Below are 18,320 nucleotides of genomic sequence, written 5' to 3' on the forward strand. Positions count from 1 at the left end.
AGGCTGAGTATCACGAGGTGACGATCAAGCTTTGGGGGAAAGGTGTCGTCAGTCGCGGCAAGGTTCGCGGCAGCGACGTCGTTTCAGTGCGCCGTGTCGTTCGCGTCAATCAATTGATCCTGTCCAAGATCGATGCGCGCAATGGCGCGATCGGCTTGGTACCACCCGAACTTGACGGTGCCATCGTCAGCAACGACTTTCCTTCATTCGATTTTCGTGACCCAGACGCGTGCAGCGCGGAATTCATGGGCTGGCTGGTGCGCTCGTCGCCCTTCGTGGAGCTGTGCAAGTCTGCCAGTGAAGGCACAACCAACCGCGTGCGCATCAAGGAAGATCGGTTCCTCGATCAGCAAATCGCGATTCCACAACTGGCCGAACAGCAAGCCGTCGTTGCCCGCCTCAACGCGCTGGCCGAAAAAACCCGGCAGGTTGAAGCGCATCTGGATGCCGTCGAGCGCGACGCCGAACATCTGCTGGCGCTGCGGTTCCGCGATGCCATTGCCGACGCACCGATGCGGCCTATGGCGGAGGTGGCACCGTTTGTTCGCCGCCCGGTAGAAATCGATATCGAAACCCGTTACAGGGAGGTCGGTGCACGCTCATTCGGCAAAGGACTGTTCATCAAGCCCGATTTCGACGGAGCTGAAGCAACGTGGCAAAAGCCAGTCTGGATCAAATCAGGTGACTTGGTTCTCAGCAACATCAAAGCATGGGAAGGTGCCATCGCCATTGCGGGTGATGAGCACGAAGGCTGTATCGCCTCGCATCGCTACATCACCTGTGTCCCCGACCCGGAGCTTGCCACAACTGGTTTCCTTGCCTACTACCTGCTGAGTGAGGACGGCTTGGAGAAGATAAGTCTCGCTTCACCCGGAACGGCTGACCGGAATCGCACGCTGAGCCTTGGCAATCTCGGCAAGATCGAAGTGCCCATGCCCGCGCTGGCGGTACAGCGCACCTTCGACCGCCTTCAAGCCGAAATTGCCGCCCTGAAGGCCAAACACACCGCCATTCGGCAAGCCAACGCAGCACTGATCCCGGCGACGCTGGAACGGGTGTTTGGCGTCAAACCCACTGGATCTCGCCAATGACCATCCTCGTTTATGGCGAGAAGGCCAGCCGCACGCACGAAAACCAGATGCTCCAGGTGTTTCTGGAGCGGCTGGAAGATCGCTGGGCAGACAGCTCCGACTGGATTGTTGCCGTTGCAAACGCGATGTGGAACGGTGCGGAAATCGACTTGGTCTGCATCCTGCCATCGGCCATCATCGTCGCCGACTTCAAGAACTATGGCGGCACGCTGACCGGCACCGAGAACGGGCCTTGGCAAGCCGATGGCGTGATAGTCAAGGGCGGCCGGAAGGCCAACCCCTACCAGCAGCTGCGCGACAACAAGTTCTCCGTGCTGGATTGGCTGCAATCCAAGGCGCTGCTGTCCGGACGCAACTTGGGGCATATCTCTGCCGGTGTCATCTTCTCGGGTGAGATCACGGATCAGTTGGAACTTCCCTCCAAGGTTCGCTCCTGGTTCTACCCGACGGATTTGGCCAACTGCGCCGTCATGCTCGATGGCTTGTCGTCACCCGAGCTGAGGATTGCTCGCGACGAAGCGCTGGAGATCGTCCGCAGGCTGGGCGTTCAGCCGATTGAATGGGCATCCAAGCGCCCACAGGTTCGCGATATTCATTCGCGTCCGGATCAACCTCAAGCGCGCACGCCGCTGACCGGACATCAACGCGAGGCCTTGCTGACCCTGAGCAGCTTCGTCGCTGCGGACGACTCCGTCAGTCTTTCAGTTCTGGGCATGACATCGACCGGCAAGAGCCGTTTGCTTGTCGAGGTAGCAGAGATCGTTAAAAAGGCTGGAAAGCAGGCCATCGTGCTGCAACCTAATCGGCGCCTTGCCGATGGCGCCGAGGTGAAGTCCAACAGCATTTACGGGCATCTCTACACCAGTGATGTGAACGGGGATGATGAACCGGAAAGCGAGGCCGAACAGAAGAAGCTCAAAGTCATCCCGTTGCGCGACTGCGATGACAAGACCGACTGCGTCTACCTCGTGGACGACGCCCACCTGCTGAGTAACTCCAGATTTTCGACCCCTGACGGCAAACAATATGGCAGCGGCCAGTTGTTGTCGGATTTCTTCGATTTCGCTGCGCTGGGCAAGGGGGCACGCAAGGTCGTTTTCTTTGGTGATCCGTATCAGATTCAGCGCGGCGGTAGCGAGGGGGCAGTGCTTTCGGGTGACTTCCAGAAGTCACGTCAACTGAAGCACCAATCGCTAGAGCTGACGCAACTGATCGACACCACAGGTGGTTCAGCCAAACTGGCCAACGCAGTCAAGCTGGTAGGCGCCATCCGTGCCCAGAAATTTGCTGCCTTGGAATTGGAAACCGATGCAGGATTCAGGGTTCTCGATAAAAAGGATGCTGCCAATGAGATGATGGATCATTTCCAGGCAGACCCAAGCTCAGTCTGGTATCTGTCCGAGACACATGGCCAGGCCAACGCATTGACCCAGTGGATTCGTGAGCGCTTGCACGGCAAGAAACTCCTGGACACGATGGAGGTGGGCGACCTGCTGGAGGTCTACGTGAGCCCTGATGTGCGCGAGGCATTCGGCTCAAGGGTAGCCATGCAGTCCGGCGGGCGCCTAACTGTCACGAGTGTCGGCAAGCGGACCGCGTACCAACAAGCGTTGAGCTGGGTAAAGAACGGTCCGGTCAAGTTCCATTCCCTCAGGTGTAGGGTCGATCGTCGTGATGAGATAGAACTTGAGGTGTTCGAGGAGTTCCTGAGCGCGGAAAAGCCTGAGCTGGACAAGGAGACCTCTGTCGCCGAGGCGGTATGGAGGAATGCAGAAAAGCAGTACGAAAACAGGCTCAAGAAATACCAGAGGGACCAACTTGCATGGGAGAGGGAGTCCGGACTTCCCGGTGTTCCAAAAATGCCACCTCCAAGTGAGCCACGAGAGCCAAATCCGCCACTCCCGAGACCGGCATTTACGTATGCACGATATGGTTATGCAGCCACGGTTCACCATGCCCAAGGCATGTCACAGCCGATTTGCTATGTGAATTGCGATCACGCCGCTGGCCGCCACTCTGAGGGATTCTTCCGTTGGCTGTACTCGGCACTCACTGTCGCCGAGCGTGAACTGGTTTTATTGAATTTCACGGATATCCACCCCTTCGACGCTGCTGTCTGGAAAGCAGGTGCTGTCAAGGTGGCTGCTGACATCGCAGTGGGTGCAGGCTGGGTATTTCAGCCTAACGGAATCGCGTCCGAAAGAGATCAGCAGCGCGGCTTGCCCGACGGGCTCGAACAGTCGAAAGATGTGCTCAAGTCCGTTGCAATCTGGCTTCGTGTCGTCAACGCCGCAGAGCGGTTTGGTTGGCAGGTCGTCAAAGCGGCCTGTCACCCCTACCAGGAGCAGTATGACCTTTCTGGTCCACAGGGCGAACACTGCCAGCTGCGGATCGCCTACAACGGGAAAAATGTCGTCACGGCCATGCACGTGAAGGAACCCGAGCACTGGGGTTTGCTTTCTGACGTGGCCTTTGAATGCCTCTCGACGAACGACTATTCACCGGAGGCTACCGCCTTGCTCCGATCTACACAGTCGCGCCTGGATCAAATTGGCTGGAAGGTCGTATCTGCGGCTGAGACCTCGTATCGTTTGGCAATAACGGTTGCTCGAAACCAAGATGAGCGAGTCGGTCTTGAGATCAACTTCGACAAGCAGGGGCTCGTTTCCAGCTTGCGCCCGTTGACGTGCAGCAGTCCAGAGTCCGTTGAAACGATAAGGTCTGTTTTCCAATGACGTGGGCAGACGTACAAGCGCTCCGCAAATCTGGGCGTTTCCAAGAGGCTGTTGACCTTGGTCTCCAAGAGCTTGCTGACGATCCCGATGACTTCAAACTGCGGACGCAGATTGACTGGGCGTTCTATGGTCTGATCAAGAACCATGTGTCTTCCATAGTTTCCAAGCTCAAAGGAGGGCAGCCAGCCCCCAATGCGGTTATCAATCAAATTCATCAGGCGTTGCGCCGCTACGCGCGGCAACCGAAGCGCCGGCCAGATAACGCGCTCTCCAACATCTTGCGCGAGTTGTCGAAGATCGCTCCGCACTTTCCATTCTTCCCTGGGTTTATACGGTGGGTGGGCTTCGATGGCCTCGGTGCGGAAGATTGGCAGTACAACCAGCTCGATGAAAATCGTTTTCCGCCAATCGCCCTTGGAGTTGCCCGTGGCTTGGCGAAGTGGATGAAGGCATTCCCTGATGCGGCCCAAGAGGATATTGATCTGGCGCTTGAATGGATCGACCGCGTGCGGCCTGTGGCCGAGGGTGACGATGCCCTATGGATGGATTGGGACAGAGTTTATCTACTGCGGCGCGTCCATCGCCATGCTGAGGCGGCCGGAGTTCTTGGTCCAGTCATCAAGGCTAAGAGAAATGAGTTTTGGGTATGGGCCGAGGCGGCGAGACTGTATTCAGAGGAGCAGCCAGACCTCGCATTTGCGTGCGCGTGCCGGGCATTGGAATGCGGATCAGACCCCAAATTCACTGTGAAGGTTCACCGTGAGCTTGCCCAGATGTTGGCAGATCGTGGTGAGTTTGCTCAGGCAAGCAGCGAACTGGCGTCGGTGATATCGCTTCGGCAAGAACAAGGTTGGGGAATCGATGCGGAACTTCAGGACCTGATCAACAGCAGTTGGTATGACCCGTCGGCACAAGGTGCTGAAAGGGCAAGAGACTTCTACGCCCACCACTCCCAGGACGCACTGGTATTGTGTTTCGATTCTGTGGATGTGAAACCTGCGACCTATTTGGGAACGATCGTGCCGCAGCAGCCGAAGGATGCTGAGCCGGGAAGGAAGGTCCGACCTCTTCCTCGTTTTGCGATACGTGAATCCAATGGTGCGTCGGTCAGCATTGTTGGCCCGGGTGTTCGTTGCAGGAATATCAAGATCGGAGATCCCGTAACGCTAGTTCTCGGCAGGCAGCGGGACAGTGATCGCGACGCAATTGTTCAAGTTTCGGTTCGGTCGGACGGGGCCAGCTGGGACTGCACCGATTCGGGGAAGGGTCTGGTAACCCGCGAGGCAGCAGATGATAGGCGGGCAAAAGTCTTTGTTGATCGGGACCTTGAGGTTGGAATCGACGGCGAGGCTTGGATCGGGTCACACTCCCCCAAAGTCGGCGAAGGCGTCCGTTTTCGGGTGACTGAAAACCGCAAGACGGGCCGAAGGGACCTTTTCGCCGTTGAACCAGGTCCTCGTCCAGATGCTGATGTCAAGATGACAACGGGTCACTTGAAGAGGAACCCCAAGGGGTTCGCTTTTGTCGATGATGCCTTTGTCCCTCCTTTTATGGTTGAGACGGTCCCGCCGGAAGTCGATACCGTGGTTGCTGTGCTGGTGTACGCGAAGCACCCAAAAGAGGATAGATACGGATGGCGCGCAGTCGCGATCAGCGCAGCGTGAAAAACGATTCCGCAGCAACCCGCGCCAATGCTCATAAGCTCGGGAAGCAAGTCAGCACATGGTCAACCGTCCGCCACCACTCAAGACGCCGCCACACTCTGGTTTTTCCGGAATGTGGCGGTTTTTCTTTGTGCACCGCATCCTTAGCCTGGATGCCCGATGCCTTGACATCCGAGTCTGCCGCTTATTGCAGCAATCACGGCCGTTTGGTGTTGAACTTCCACCCCGGCATGAGGTACCGCATGGCGACGCTTTCGTTGCGTGCGCCCCGGCCGTGGTGCAGGTTGAGCCGGTGGACGCTGTCGATGATGCCCGTGTCCAGTACAACGCTCAGTCAGGGCTGTGTCGGGTGCGGTCTGCACATGGCCGCCCGCGATCTAGAGCGCGTTGCGCATCAGTGCTGGCCGTGCTGCCAGATCCAGTGCGTGTTGATGGCATTGACCTGGCCGGGAACTGCGGCGATAGCCTGCGACACGTCAAACTGGTTGCTGGAGTGCGATCCCCGTGTAGAGGTCTCAGGCCCGGCAGAGCTTCGGTATACGCACCGAGCAGGCCAGGGTCCAGAAGTGCGGATTGGCCATGGCGATGTTTACCGACTGCACCGAGAGGCTGTGGACATCTCGCGCCATTCGGAGGCGACCCCGTGGGTGGCGGTTGGCAGGCTGGTGGCGCGCCAGAATTCGACCATGGCCTCGCGGGCGGAAAAGCGCCTTCGGCGTCACATGGGTCTTCGGCGTAGGCCATGAGCCGTGCTGATCACGGGCAGGCAGATGGCGTCTTTCAAGAGCCTGCCGCCGTTGGGGTCGAGCGTGAGCGCTCATGTGAAAAGCGGTGGTGCAGCGTGAGGATGACTTCGACTTCTTCCTTGCCGCGCAGCACTTCGCCTTTGAGCTTCAAGTCGGCAAAGTCGTGGCGGACATGGGCGGCTTTCGCCGGGCGCACGATGGACTCGGGCGTCATTGGAGTTCGGCGCATGCGCAGCGAGTCGGCCTTCGCGTCCGGGTCGCTGTGCGCTAGGGCAGGGCGGCGCGTTCGCCGTCGCTTCTCACCACCGCCGTATGTACCGCCACAGGCGCATCGTGGGGTCTGCGCTCCGCCGCGCAGGATCAGTGGCAAGCGGCCAGGACCACCACCTACCGAGCCGTTTGCCGCCGGCGGCACCACCGGCACGCTGGGCCGGCGCATTGCCCATCGGCTTGGCGCGACTCCGGGCGCTAAAGTGGTGGTGGACAACAAGGGTGGGGCCGGGGGGCAGCGTGGACTCGGGGATCGCCGCTCGCTTCGCCTGGCGGCTACACGCCGCTGTGCCGCCACATCAGCTCGCAGGCCGTCAACGGGAGCCTCCCCAGCGTGTCCTGGCAGGTGATCTTTGTGCCTGCGGGCGCGCCCGCACCGTTCATCGCGCGGCTCCACGAGGACCTCCGCAAGATCCTGGCTCAGCGCGAGATGCAGTCGAGGCCGAAGAGCTTCGGCTGGAGCCGGTAGACCTGCTCACCGCGCAGATCGCTGCCTTCCAAATGGCGGAGGTGGGTAAGTGCGCGCCGATCATCAATGCGGCGAACTCAAGCCCGAGTGATGGACTGGGGCTCGGGGCCACCTAAGTGCATCTGCTGCCCATGAAAAAGAGCCCCGTCAGACGGGGCCTTGTCATGGGTGAAGGCGACGCGACCGCTGGCGGGATCAGGCGGTGGTAGGTGTGTGCACTCGCAGCGATGAAGCATCGGTGGCCAGCGCGTTGAGCGAACCGTCGCCGCCCATGCGGAAATACGCGGCCGGGCTGTTTGCCATCAGGATGTAGGCACTCAGGCAACTGGCTGGCAGCGTCATGGTGCCGATGGCCTCGTCCTCGGCCATGTGGAAGGTCGCGGCGGGCAGATCCGCAGCCAGCGAGAAGCCGATCAGCAGCACGGTGGCGCGCGTGGCCACGCGGTTGCCGATCACCTCGATGCAGCCGACGGCCTGGTGCAACACGTAGTCGCGATCCGAATAGGTGGCCTGCCCCGACAGCGCGATCACGCGCACGCCCCGGACCTTGATGACCTCGCCGCCGTCCCACGTGGGCGAAAGGTCGAGCGGGGTGAATTGCTGGAGAAGTCCCTTCTGCTGTCGTGTTCTCTGTGGATAGTTTCCCATGGTGTTCGCAGTTGTAGAGCCGACGGCTGGGTTCGCTGAGGGCGCGCCTGATCGGCGGGTGGGCACGCAAGCGTTTGGCCGGCATGCCCCGGGAGTGTTTCCGTGGAAAGTCAAAAATTGCAAAGCCGTGTGAGCGACTGCTAACGAGTCTCAGGGCGATGGCGGATGCGCGCTGTGGGAGAGGTCTTACAAAAGGGTCAGGGAAAGCTGACGGGGTGTAACTGAGTGCGACAGTCTGTGACTTTGTTTGGAATGTTTCGGTGAGGGCTTGCCTCAGGAGCCATGGGGCGGTGCCTTTTCCGGGTTTCAGGGTATTCCTGCGCGGCGGTCTAGTGGGCACTCCCTAGAATCGATCGCAGAGAAACCAAGATGGGCGACATGCCCGAGGAGCCCAGCTGTGCAAGAAGATTCCCATTCCTCCCCCGAGGCCTCCACCGCACAGCGCGTGATCAAAAAGTACCCGAATCGCCGGCTCTACGACACCTCCACTTCCGCGTACATCACGCTGGCCGAGGTCAAGCAGCTGGTGATGGACGGTGAATCGGTGTCGGTGCGCGATGCCAAGACCGGCGACGACCTCACGCGCAGCATCCTGCTGCAGATCATTCTGGAAGAGGAGGCTGGCGGCGCGCCAATGTTCACGGAGGCGGTTCTTGCCAACATCATCCGGTTCTACGGACATGCCATGCAGGGTTTCGTTGGCGCCTACCTCGAGAAGAACGTGCAGGCGTTCACCGAGATCCAGGCCCGCATGACCGAGCAATCCCGAGCCATGACGCCCGAGATGTGGAGCAAATACATGCACCTGCAGTCGCCCATGCTCAAGGGAATGATGGGCACCTACGTAGAGCAGTCCCAGGCCGTCTTTGCGCAGGTGCAGGAACAGATGCAGAAGCAGACAGAGCAGATGCTAGGGGCCTTCGGCATCAAGCGTTGAGCCCGATGGGCGTGCGGCTCTGCACCCGCCCAGCCCCGCTTCGGGCAGAACTGGGACAATAGCGGGATGAGCGAAGCACTCTCCCCCACGAAAACACCCAAAGTCGGTTTCGTCAGCCTGGGCTGCCCCAAGGCCCTGACGGATTCCGAACTCATCCTCACGCAACTGAGCGCCGAGGGCTACGAAACCTCCAAGACCTTCGAGGGTGCCGACCTCGTCATCGTCAACACCTGCGGCTTCATCGATGATGCCGTCCGGGAAAGCCTGGACACCATCGGCGAGGCGCTGGCCGAGAACGGCAAGGTGATCGTCACCGGCTGCCTGGGCGCGCGCTCGGGCGAGGGCGGTGGCAACCTGGTGCGCGAGATGCATCCCAGCGTGCTCGCCGTCACCGGCCCGCATGCCACGCAGGAGGTGATGGATGCCGTCCACCTGAACCTGCCCAAGCCGCACGACCCGTTCATCGATCTGGTGCCCGGCGGCTTCGGCGTGGCGGGCGTCAAGCTCACGCCCAAGCACTATGCGTATCTGAAGATCAGCGAGGGCTGCAACCATCGCTGCACCTTCTGCATCATCCCCTCGATGCGCGGCGACCTGGTCTCGCGCCCGGTGGGCGACGTGCTGAAGGAAGCCAAGGCCCTGTTCGAAGGCGGCGTGAAGGAACTGCTGGTCATCAGCCAGGACACGTCCGCCTATGGCGTCGATGTGAAGTACCGCACCGGCTTCTGGGACGGCAAGCCCGTCAAGACGCGCATGCTGGAGCTGGTGCAGACGCTGGGCGAGATCGCCGAGCCCTACGGCGCCTGGGTGCGGCTGCACTACGTCTATCCCTATCCGAGCGTGGACGAGGTGGTCCCGCTCATGGCCACCGGCAAGGTGCTGCCGTACCTGGACGTGCCGCTGCAGCACAGCCACCCCGACGTGCTCAAGCGCATGAAGCGCCCGGCCAGCGGCGAGCGCAACCTGGAGCGCATCCAGCGCTGGCGCGAGGCCTGCCCTGAACTGGTCATCCGCAGCACCTTCATCGCTGGTTTTCCCGGCGAGACGGAGGAAGAATTCCAGCACCTGCTGGACTTCGTGCGCGAGGCGCAGATCGACCGTGCCGGCTGCTTCGCCTACAGCGACGTCGATGGCGCCGCCGCCAACGAGCTGCCCGGCATGCTGCCCATGGAAGTGCGCGAGGAGCGCCGCGCGCGCTTCATGGCCGTGGCCGAAGAAGTCTCCATCGCCCGCCTGCAGCGCCGCGTGGGCGCCACCATGCAGGTGCTGGTGGACCATGCTCCCGCCCTGGGCCGCAAGGGTGGCCGGGGCCGCAGCTATGCCGACGCGCCCGAGATCGATGGCGTGGTGCATCTGCTGCCGCCCGAGAAGATCAGCAAGCAGCTGAAGGTGGGCGAATTCACGCGGGCACGCGTGGTGGGCACGCAGGGGCACGACCTGGTCGCCGTTCCCGTCTGACGGCGGGGCCGGGCAGGGGGCTTGCGCAACGCCCCTGCCGGCTGGCTGATCGCCCGGCGCTGTCAAGCGCGCCGTGCCTATTGCGCACATAAGAATCGGCAGCCCCGCGCAGCGTTTCTGGCGCGGGAGGCGTGCCTATCATCAGGCATGTTCTTCCGCCTGCCCCGTACCGCCACCGCGCCCTTTTGCCCTTCCGAGGTCACGGGCAGCGTGACCATCGACCCCGGCCTGCCGCTGCACCGCAAGCTGCTGCGCTACGCCGGCCCGGGCCTGCTCGTTTCCGTAGGCTACATGGACCCGGGCAACTGGGCGACCGACATCGAAGCCGGTTCGCGCTTCGGCTACGGACTGCTCTTCGTCGTGCTGCTGGCCAGCCTGGCGGCCATGCTGCTGCAGACGCTGTGCGTGCGCCTCGGGCTGGTCGCGCACAAGGACCTGGCCCAGCTGTGCCGGGAGCGCTATTCGCCCGCGGTGAACCGCTTTCTGTGGGCGGGGGCCGAACTGGCCATTATCGCCTGCGACCTGGCCGAGGTGCTGGGCGGCGCGCTCGCGTTGCATCTGCTCTTCGGCGTGTCCATCCCCGTGGGCATCGGCATCACGGCCTTCGACACATTGCTGGTGCTGGGTCTGCAGGGCGCGGGCTTCCGGCGCGTGGAGGCCATCGTGCTCGCTCTGGTCACCACCATCGCCGGCTGTTTTGCGGTGGAGCTGTTCTTCTCGCAGCCCGTTTGGCCTGAGGTGGCGATGGGCTTTGTGCCCAGCCTGGAGCGGCTGCAGCAGCCCGGCGCGCTGTATCTGGCCATCGGCATCGTGGGCGCCACGGTCATGCCGCACAACCTCTACCTGCATTCTTCCATCGTGCAGACCCGCAAGGTGCCGGGAGGCGATGCCGGCCGGCGAGAAGCCATCCGCTTCTGCACGCTGGATGCGGTGATCTCGCTGTCGCTCGCGCTGCTGGTCAACGCGGCCATCATGGTGCTGGCGGCCAGCGCCTTCCACGGCCATGGCCGGCAGGACGTGGCTGACATCGCCGACGCTTACCAGCTCATCGAGCCGCTGGTGGGCAGCGCGCTGGCTGCGGCGCTCTTCGGCATCGCGCTGCTGGCCTCGGGCCAGAGCTCCACCTTCACCGGCACCATTGCCGGGCAGGTGGTGATGGAGGGCTTTCTCAACCTCAAGATCCCTTGCTGGCAGCGGCGCGTCATCACCCGCCTGCTGGCCCTGGCGCCGGCCCTGGCAGGCGTGTGGTGGTTGGGGGACGACGGCGTTGGCAAGATGCTGGTGCTCAGCCAGGTAGTGCTGAGCTTTCAGCTGCCCTTCGCCATGTGGCCACTGCTGCGCTTCACCGAGGACCATGACGTGATGGGGCCGTTCGCCAGCCCGCCCTTGGTGAGGTTGCTGGCCTGGGCCCTGTTCGGCGCGATTACGGCGGCCAATGTCTGGCTTATGGGAATGGTTGGGGCTAGCTAGCACCAGGGCGCAGGATCCGCAAATGCCCCTGAAGTTTCTAAGTAATTCCACGTAACTGGCCCTGTCTGTGCTGCGTTCTAATTTCAGGGTTTCCACTTTGGAGCTTGCCAGGCCTTCCCCTTGATCCGGCAGCTCCGCTTCTGATGACTTCCTTTTCCTCTTCTTCCCAGGCTGCTTCCATCCACGAAGCCGCGCACTCGACGTCGTCCTCGTCCAAGGCAGCTACCGTCCTGCGCGTGACGGGCGGCAATTTCATGGAGATGTTCGACTTCTTTCTGTTCGGTTTCTATGCCACGCAGATATCCAAGGCGTTCTTTCCGGCAGGCGATGAATTTGCCTCGCTCATGCTGACGTTCATGACCTTCGGGGCGGGCTTCCTGATGCGCCCGCTGGGTGCGGTCTTCCTGGGGGCCTATGTGGACCGGGTGGGCCGCCGGAAGGGCCTGATCGTCACGCTGGCCCTGATGGCGCTGGGCACGTTGCTGATCGCCTGCGTGCCGGGCTACGCCGCCATCGGCCTGGCGGCGCCGCTGCTGGTGCTGGTCGGGCGCTTGCTGCAGGGCTTCTCTGCGGGGGTGGAACTGGGCGGGGTGTCGGTCTATCTGTCCGAAATGGCCACGCCCGGCCACAAGGGCTTCTACGTGAGCTGGCAGTCGGCCAGCCAGCAGGTGGCGATCGTCGTCGCGGCGGCGTTGGGTTACTGGCTTAACGTGACCTTCATGCCGCAGGAGATCGCGGACTTCTACTGGCGCGTGCCGTTCTTCGTGGGCTGCCTGATCGTGCCGGTGCTGTTCATCATCCGTCGCTCGCTGCAGGAGACCGAGGAATTCAAGGCCCGCAAACATCGTCCCTCCACGCGCGAGATCTTCCGCTCCATCCTCGCCAACTGGGGGCTGGTGATTGCCGGAATGATGATGGTGGCGATGACCACCGTGTCGTTCTATCTCATCACTGTGTACACGCCGACCTTCGGCAAGAGCGTGCTGCACCTGAGCACCACCGACGCGCTGGTCGTGACGCTCTGCGTGGCGGTGTCCAACTTTTTCTGGCTGCCGGTGATGGGAGCGCTTTCCGACCGCGTGGGCCGCAAGCCCCTGCTGGTCGTCTTCACCGTCCTGACCCTCTTCACCGCCTACCCAGCGCTGAAATGGCTGGTGGCTTCGCCGGGCTTTGGCCGCATGCTGGAGGTGGAACTGTGGCTTTCCTTCCTCTACGCGAGCTATAACGGGGCCATGGTGGTGGCACTGACTGAAGTCATGCCGGTCGATGTGCGCACCGTGGGCTTCTCGCTGGCCTATAGCTTGGCCACGGCGCTGTTCGGGGGCTTCACGCCGGCGGTGGCTACCGGCCTGATCGAATGGTCGGGTGACAAGGCCTCGCCGGGATGGTGGATGACGGCAGCCGCCGCCTGCGGCCTCACGGCCACGTTGTGGCTCTATCGCCGGGCCGCGCAGCGATAGCGATAGCGGGCGGGCCGGTGCCCCGGCGCGATGAGGAGTGCGCGATTGGGGGGCGATGAGGCGGACCCGGCGCATGTGTTGGAGGCTTTCGGGGCGCGAACACCATGGCTGTCATGCTGATCGAACATCCGTGACGCGTGTGCGTGTGCTGTCCGGGGCGACACGGCGGTGCGGCGTCAGGCAAAGAAAAAGGCACCGGCCACGAATGGCAGGTGCCTTTTTGCTGGAGCGCGGTGCATGCGCGCCGGTGGGCGCGCCAGCCCGATCAGACGCGCTTGCGGTACTCGCCCGTGCGGGTGTCGATTTCGATCTTGTCGCCTTGAGCCACGAACAGCGGCACGGCCACTTCGAAGCCGGTGGCGATCTTGGCAGGCTTGAGCACCTTGCCCGACGTGTCGCCCTTGACGGCCGGTTCCGTCCACGTGATTTCGCGTTCGACGCTGGTAGGCAGTTCGACCGAGATGGCCTTGCCGTCGTAGAACACCACTTCGACGGCCATGCCGTCTTCCAGGTAGTTCAGTGCGTCGCCCATGTTTTCGGCTTCGACTTCGTACTGGTTGTATTCGGTGTCCATGCAGACGTACATCGGGTCGGCGAAGTACGAGTACGTGCATTCCTTCTTGTCGAGGATGACGTTGTCGATCTTGTCGTCGGCCTTGAAGACGTTTTCCGTGCCGAAGTTGCCGATCAGGCTCTTGAGCTTCATGCGGACCGTGGCGGCGCCACGGCCACCGCGAGCGTATTCGGTCTTGAGGACGACCATCGGGTCCTTGCCGTGCATGATGACGTTGCCGGCGCGGATTTCTTGAGCGATTTTCATAGCAGATTGCTGGGGTTGGAGCCGCTCTACGTGCTGGAACGCTCAGGAGCCCGCCGTGTGGCGGGCCCGGCGCCAGCGCATGTTCCGCGGCGGGGTGCGCCGGCTGGGCACCCCTGGTTTCAGTCAGGAAGTGCGGCCTTCGGTTGGCGCAAAGCCATGCATTTTAGCTTTTTTCGGCTGTGAACCCGAGCAACTGTGTCAGGAGATCGCCTTGCGCCAACAGCCGTGCGCGGGCGGCGCGGGCGCAGTCGCGCCAGGCCGACAGCGTGGGCGCGTCGATCACTGGCAGCGGTTCGTGCGGCGCGAGGCCGTTCCAGACGGCGTGGAAACGGCGCAGCGACTCGGGGGCGCCCAGCCAGTCCAGAAAGGCCTGCAGTTTGGCGTGGTGGGCGCCGTCGTCCTGCGGGTAGATATGCCAGACGAAGGCCTCGCCCGCCCAGAGGGCGCGCACCAGCGAATCCTCGCCGCGCACGCAATTCAGGTCGCAGGCCCAGAGCATCTCGTCGAACTGCGGCTGGGGGCAGGGCGGCAGGTAGTGCGCGCGCAGGCCCGGGTGGCTGGCCTGTAGCGCCTGCACGGCGACCGTGGCGCGGCCGGGCGTGACCAGCAGCTGCACATCGCTGCGCGCCGCGAGCTGATCCAGCAGGCCGGACAGGCCGGCGGGTTCGTAGCAGAAGAGCGAGACGGCCACCTCCTGCGCGCCGATGTCGTGGCGCGCCCGCCAGCCGGCGCGGTCGAAGGCGGCCTGGCGAGAAGCGAGATCCGCCTCGCGCAGCAGCCCGCCCGTGCGGGGCGTGAAGCCGGGGTAGAAGAACCAGCGAGTGCAGCCCGCGCCCGGTCCGCTGGACAGCAGCGAGGGCAGGCGGTGGCTGCGCTCCACATAGCCCTCGGCCGACAGGTATTCGAGGTTGATCCACAAGGGTTTTCGGCCTGCAGCGCTGGTGGAATGAGCGATAGATGCTGCGAAATCAGGAGCAATCTCGCACCCGAAGGCTTCGATCACCACGTCGCCAGGGCCGTCTGCCGGCGCATGCTGCGGCCAGGGCCGCACCTGCACGCCAGGGTGGCCGGCCGGCGCCATCCAGGCCAGGGCGCTGGCGTCGTCCGTCCAGAGGCGCACCCGCTCGCCGTGCGTGGCGAGCTGGCAGCACAGGCGCCAGCACACACCGATGTCGCCGAAGTTGTCGATGACCTGGCAGAAGACGTCCCAGGTGCGGGGGAGAGGAGGTAATGCGTTCATTCGGTGATGCCCGGTTCGGCCGGAGCCTGGGTGCGCAGGTGATCGACCAGCAGCCGAGCCGCGCTGGAGGGCGATTCGCCGGCCCGCACGCAGAGCGAGAGCCGCCGCTCGGCCCAGGTTTCGTTCAACGTGACGATGCGCACGGCCAGTGCGCCGCGGTAGAGCTGCGCGCTGCCGCGCGGCATGACGCCCACGCCAAGGCCGGCGGAGACCATGAGGCAGAGCGCGTCGTAGCCCGTGACCTGGATGCGCAGGCGCAACGGCCGCTCCAGCTCGGCGGCGGCGCGCGTCAGCACGTGGTTGATGGCGCTGCCCGGGTGCATGCCGACGAAGTCGCAATGCAGCGCATCGGCCAGCCGCACGCTGCGCCGGCGCGCCAGCGCGTGGCCGGCGGGCACGACCAGCACCAGCTCGTCGCGGCGGTAGGGCAGCAGGGCCACGCGGTCGCCATAGCTGCCGTGGTTGAGGATGCCCACGTCCGCCGCGTTCTCGGCCACCGACCGGGCCACGGCGGTGCTGATCTGCTCCTGCAGCTGCACTTGCACCTGCGGGTGCGCGGCCATGAAGCGCTGCAGCTCGGCCGGCAGAAACTGGGTAATGGCCGAGATGTTGGCCACCACCCGCACCTGCCCGCGCAGGCCGGCGCGGAAGTCGCGCATCTGCAGGGCGATGCCGTCCAGGTCGTTGAGCACGCCGCGCGCCAGGTCCAGCAGGGCGAAGGCGGCGGCGGTGGGTTCGGTGCCGCGGTTGCTGCGGCTGAAGAGCTCCACCTGCAGCGCCGCTTCCAGCTCCGCCAGGCGCCGGCTGGCGGCCGAGGGCGCGATGTGCTCGCGCGCCGCGGCGCGGGCGATGGCGCTTTCCTCCATCACGGCGACGAAGAGGCGCAGGGAGACCGGGTCGAGCTTCATGGGCCGGGATGGTAGCGCCGCGGCGGGCTGCCATGCCGGTTTGCGATGGCAGCGTCGCGCATCAGCGTTTTGGGGCGATGTCGGCCGGCGGCATCATGCAACGCCAGATGAAGATGCAGACACCCCGGACCCCATGACGACGATGCAAGACAACCAAACAGCGGCCAGTCGCTCCACCCCTGCGGCGCTGGCCGGCGTGCGCGTGATCGAGATGGGCCAGCTCATCGCCGGCCCGTTCTGCGGCAAGACGCTGGGCGAATTCGGCGCCGACATCATCAAGATCGAGGCCACCGGCAGCGGCGACCCGCTGCGCAATTGGCGCATGCTCAAGAACGGCACCTCCGTCTGGTGGCAGGTGCAGTCGCGCAACAAGCGCTCGGTGGCGCTGGACCTGCGGCTCGAGGAAGGGCAAACAATAGCCCGCCGGCTGATCGCCGAGGCCGACGTGCTGATCGAGAACTTCCGCCCCGGCACGCTGGAGGGCTGGGGCATGTCGCCCGACGAGCTGCATGCGCTCAACCCGGGGCTCATCATTTTGCGCATCTCGGGCTACGGCCAGACGGGGCCGTACCGCGACCTGCCGGGCTTCGGCGTGATCGGCGAGGCCATGGGCGGGCTGCGCCACCTCACGGGCGAGCCGGGCCGCGTGCCGGTGCGCGTGGGCGTCTCCATCGGCGACACGCTGGCCGCGCTGCACGGCGCCATCGGCGTGCTGACGGCGCTCTATCACCGCACGGCGAATGGCGGCCAGGGCCAGGTGATCGACGTGGCGCTGCACGAGGCCGTCTTCAACGTGATGGAGAGCCTGATCCCCGAATACAGCGCCTTCGGCGCGGTGCGCGATGCGGCGGGCAGCGCGCTGCCGGGTATCGCGCCCAGCAATGCCTATCCCTGTACCGACGGCTGGGTGCTGGTGGCGGGCAATGGCGACAGCATCTTCAAGCGGCTGATGGCCGCCATCGGCCGGCCCGATCTGGCCGATGCGCCCGATCTGGCCAGCAACGCCGGCCGCGTGGCCCGCGTGGGCGAGATCGATGCCGCCATCGGCGCCTGGACCGCCACGCGGACCGTGCAGTCCGTGATGGAGGCGCTGGCCGCCGCCCGCGTGCCGGCCGGCAAGGTCTACACGGCCCGCGACATCGCCGAAGACCCGCACTACCGGGCGCGCGAGATGCTGCTCAGGCAGACCACCCGCGACGGCTACGAGGTGGAGGTGCCGGGCATCGTGCCCAAGCTTTCGGCCACGCCGGGCCGCATCCGCTCCAGCGCGCCACACCTGGGCGACGACACCGACGCGGTGCTCGCCGAGGCGGGCCTCTCGCCCGAACAGATCGCGCTGCTGCGCAGCAAGGGGGTGATCCAATGAGCGCCGCAGTTCAGCCGCAGACGCAGACGGTGTGGGACGGCGCGGGCCGCCGCATCCACATGCAGGAAGTGGGCATGCGCGACGGCCTGCAGATGGAGGCCGTGTTCGTACCCACGGACGACAAGATCGCGCTGATCAACGCGCTCTCGGCCACGGGCTTGGCGAAGATCGAGGTGACCTCGTTCACCTCGCCCACGGCCATCCCTGCGCTCAAGGATGCGGAGATCGTGATGCGCGAGATCGAGCGCCGCCCCGGCGTGGCCTATGCCGCCCTGGTGCCCAACCAGCGCGGCGCCGAGCGCGCCATCGAGTCGCGCGCCGACGAGCTGAACCTGGTGATGTCCGCCAGCGCCACGCACAACCTGGCCAACCTGCGCATGAGCCGCGAGCAGTCCTTCGCCGCGCTGGCGCAGGTGGTGGCCACGGCGCAGGCGGCCGGCGTGGCGGTGAACGTGTCGCTCTCCTGTGGGTTCGGCTGCCCTTTCGAGGGCGAAGTGGCCGAGGACGCGGTGTTCGGCTGGGTGCAGCGCTTCGCAGACCTGGGCGTGGGCGGCATCACGCTCTGCGATACCACCGGCATGGCCCATCCGGCGCAGGTGGCGCGCATCACCCGCGCGGCGCGGGCGCGCTGGCCGGGCGTCGTGTTCACACTGCACTTCCACAACACGCGCGGCATGGGGCTGGCCAACGTGCTGGCAGCCATCGACGCGGGCGCGGACCGGTTCGATGCCTCGCTGGGCGGGCTGGGCGGCTGCCCCTACGCGCCCGGCGCATCGGGCAACGTCTGCAGCGAAGAGGTCGTGCACGCCCTGCAGCTGATGGGCTACGACACCGGCGTGCACCTGCCCGCGCTGATGGCTGCCGCCGCACGGCTGCCTGCGCTGATCGGACACGACATTCCTAGCCAGATTGCCAAGGCGGGCGAGCGGCTGGTGCGGCACCCGGTGCCGGCGGATTTCGAGGCCATCCGAGCGCGGGCGCTCGCGCGCTGAGGCGCGACAGAACCGCGAACTGACACAACAAACCACGATAGGAGAC

14 protein-coding genes are annotated in these 18,320 nt (G+C 64.2%); 9 read left to right on the top strand and 5 right to left on the bottom strand.

Features of this window, described 5'->3' with window-relative positions; translation table 11 throughout:
• Positions 1–17 precede the first annotated feature (17 nt).
• Genes AC3A84_RS02280 through AC3A84_RS02290 form a run of 3 tightly spaced genes read left to right on the top strand, consistent with a single transcriptional unit; the run spans position 18 to position 5,490 of the window.
• Entirely contained in the window at positions 18–1,091 is a 1,074-nt protein-coding gene (locus AC3A84_RS02280; RefSeq protein WP_487968103.1) for a restriction endonuclease subunit S domain-containing protein, read from the top strand.
• Positions 1,088–3,826, top strand: a complete 2,739-nt coding sequence (locus AC3A84_RS02285) for an NERD domain-containing protein (protein WP_487968104.1) — start codon at positions 1,088–1,090, stop codon at positions 3,824–3,826. The genes AC3A84_RS02280 and AC3A84_RS02285 overlap by 4 nt, the downstream gene beginning before the upstream one ends.
• Positions 3,823–5,490: a tetratricopeptide repeat protein gene (locus AC3A84_RS02290; protein WP_487968105.1), complete on the top strand. Its 1,668-nt coding sequence runs from the start codon at positions 3,823–3,825 to the stop codon at positions 5,488–5,490. The genes AC3A84_RS02285 and AC3A84_RS02290 overlap by 4 nt, the downstream gene beginning before the upstream one ends.
• Positions 5,491–6,270: 780 nt before the next feature.
• Here the strand turns inward: AC3A84_RS02290 and AC3A84_RS02295 are convergent.
• Together AC3A84_RS02295 and AC3A84_RS02300 are read right to left on the bottom strand one after the other, a co-directional pair.
• Positions 6,271–6,465 carry a hypothetical protein gene (locus AC3A84_RS02295; protein ID WP_487968106.1) on the bottom strand — a complete coding sequence of 65 codons (195 nt, stop codon included), beginning with the start codon at positions 6,463–6,465 and terminating at the stop codon, positions 6,271–6,273.
• A 705-nt stretch (positions 6,466–7,170) separates the two neighbouring features.
• Positions 7,171–7,623, bottom strand: a complete 453-nt coding sequence (locus AC3A84_RS02300; protein ID WP_487968107.1) for a hypothetical protein — start codon at positions 7,621–7,623, stop codon at positions 7,171–7,173.
• A gap of 397 nt (positions 7,624–8,020) precedes the next feature.
• Between AC3A84_RS02300 and phaR the strand changes: the two genes are divergently transcribed.
• The 4 genes from phaR to tcuC all read left to right on the top strand — a co-directional run bounded on the left by phaR (position 8,021) and on the right by tcuC (position 12,948).
• Entirely contained in the window at positions 8,021–8,560 is a 540-nt protein-coding gene (gene phaR / locus AC3A84_RS02305; RefSeq protein ID WP_487968108.1) for a polyhydroxyalkanoate synthesis repressor PhaR, read from the top strand.
• Positions 8,561–8,626: 66 nt separating this feature from the next.
• Complete coding sequence (rimO, locus tag AC3A84_RS02310) at positions 8,627–10,018, top strand: 30S ribosomal protein S12 methylthiotransferase RimO (RefSeq protein WP_487968109.1); 1,392 nt, start codon at positions 8,627–8,629, stop codon at positions 10,016–10,018.
• Between the two features lie 147 nt (positions 10,019–10,165).
• Positions 10,166–11,488, top strand: a complete 1,323-nt coding sequence (locus tag AC3A84_RS02315; protein WP_487968110.1) for an Nramp family divalent metal transporter — start codon at positions 10,166–10,168, stop codon at positions 11,486–11,488.
• 143 nt (positions 11,489–11,631) lie between these two features.
• Positions 11,632–12,948, top strand: coding sequence for a tricarballylate/proton symporter TcuC (gene tcuC, locus AC3A84_RS02320; RefSeq protein ID WP_487968111.1), 1,317 nt, complete (start codon positions 11,632–11,634; stop codon positions 12,946–12,948).
• A 265-nt stretch (positions 12,949–13,213) separates the two neighbouring features.
• Here the strand turns inward: tcuC and efp are convergent, their stop codons facing one another.
• From efp to AC3A84_RS02335, 3 genes are all read right to left on the bottom strand, one after another.
• A complete protein-coding gene (gene efp, locus AC3A84_RS02325; protein ID WP_487968112.1) occupies positions 13,214–13,768 on the bottom strand; it encodes an elongation factor P in 555 nt (184 codons plus the stop codon).
• A 163-nt stretch (positions 13,769–13,931) separates the two neighbouring features.
• Entirely contained in the window at positions 13,932–15,008 is a 1,077-nt protein-coding gene (earP, locus tag AC3A84_RS02330; RefSeq protein WP_487968113.1) for an elongation factor P maturation arginine rhamnosyltransferase EarP, read from the bottom strand.
• Positions 15,005–15,916: a LysR family transcriptional regulator gene (locus AC3A84_RS02335; RefSeq protein ID WP_487968114.1), complete on the bottom strand. Its 912-nt coding sequence runs from the start codon at positions 15,914–15,916 to the stop codon at positions 15,005–15,007. Before AC3A84_RS02335 ends, earP begins: the two co-directional genes overlap by 4 nt.
• Positions 15,917–16,049: 133 nt before the next feature.
• Between AC3A84_RS02335 and AC3A84_RS02340 the strand changes: the two genes are divergently transcribed.
• Entirely contained in the window at positions 16,050–17,282 is a 1,233-nt protein-coding gene (locus AC3A84_RS02340) for a CaiB/BaiF CoA transferase family protein (protein WP_487968115.1), read from the top strand.
• Positions 17,279–18,274 carry a hydroxymethylglutaryl-CoA lyase gene (locus tag AC3A84_RS02345; RefSeq protein ID WP_487968116.1) on the top strand — a complete coding sequence of 332 codons (996 nt, stop codon included), beginning with the start codon at positions 17,279–17,281 and terminating at the stop codon, positions 18,272–18,274. The genes AC3A84_RS02340 and AC3A84_RS02345 overlap by 4 nt, the downstream gene beginning before the upstream one ends.
• The last annotated feature ends 46 nt before the right edge of the window (positions 18,275–18,320 follow it).

This window comes from Paracidovorax sp. (assembly GCF_057642795.1).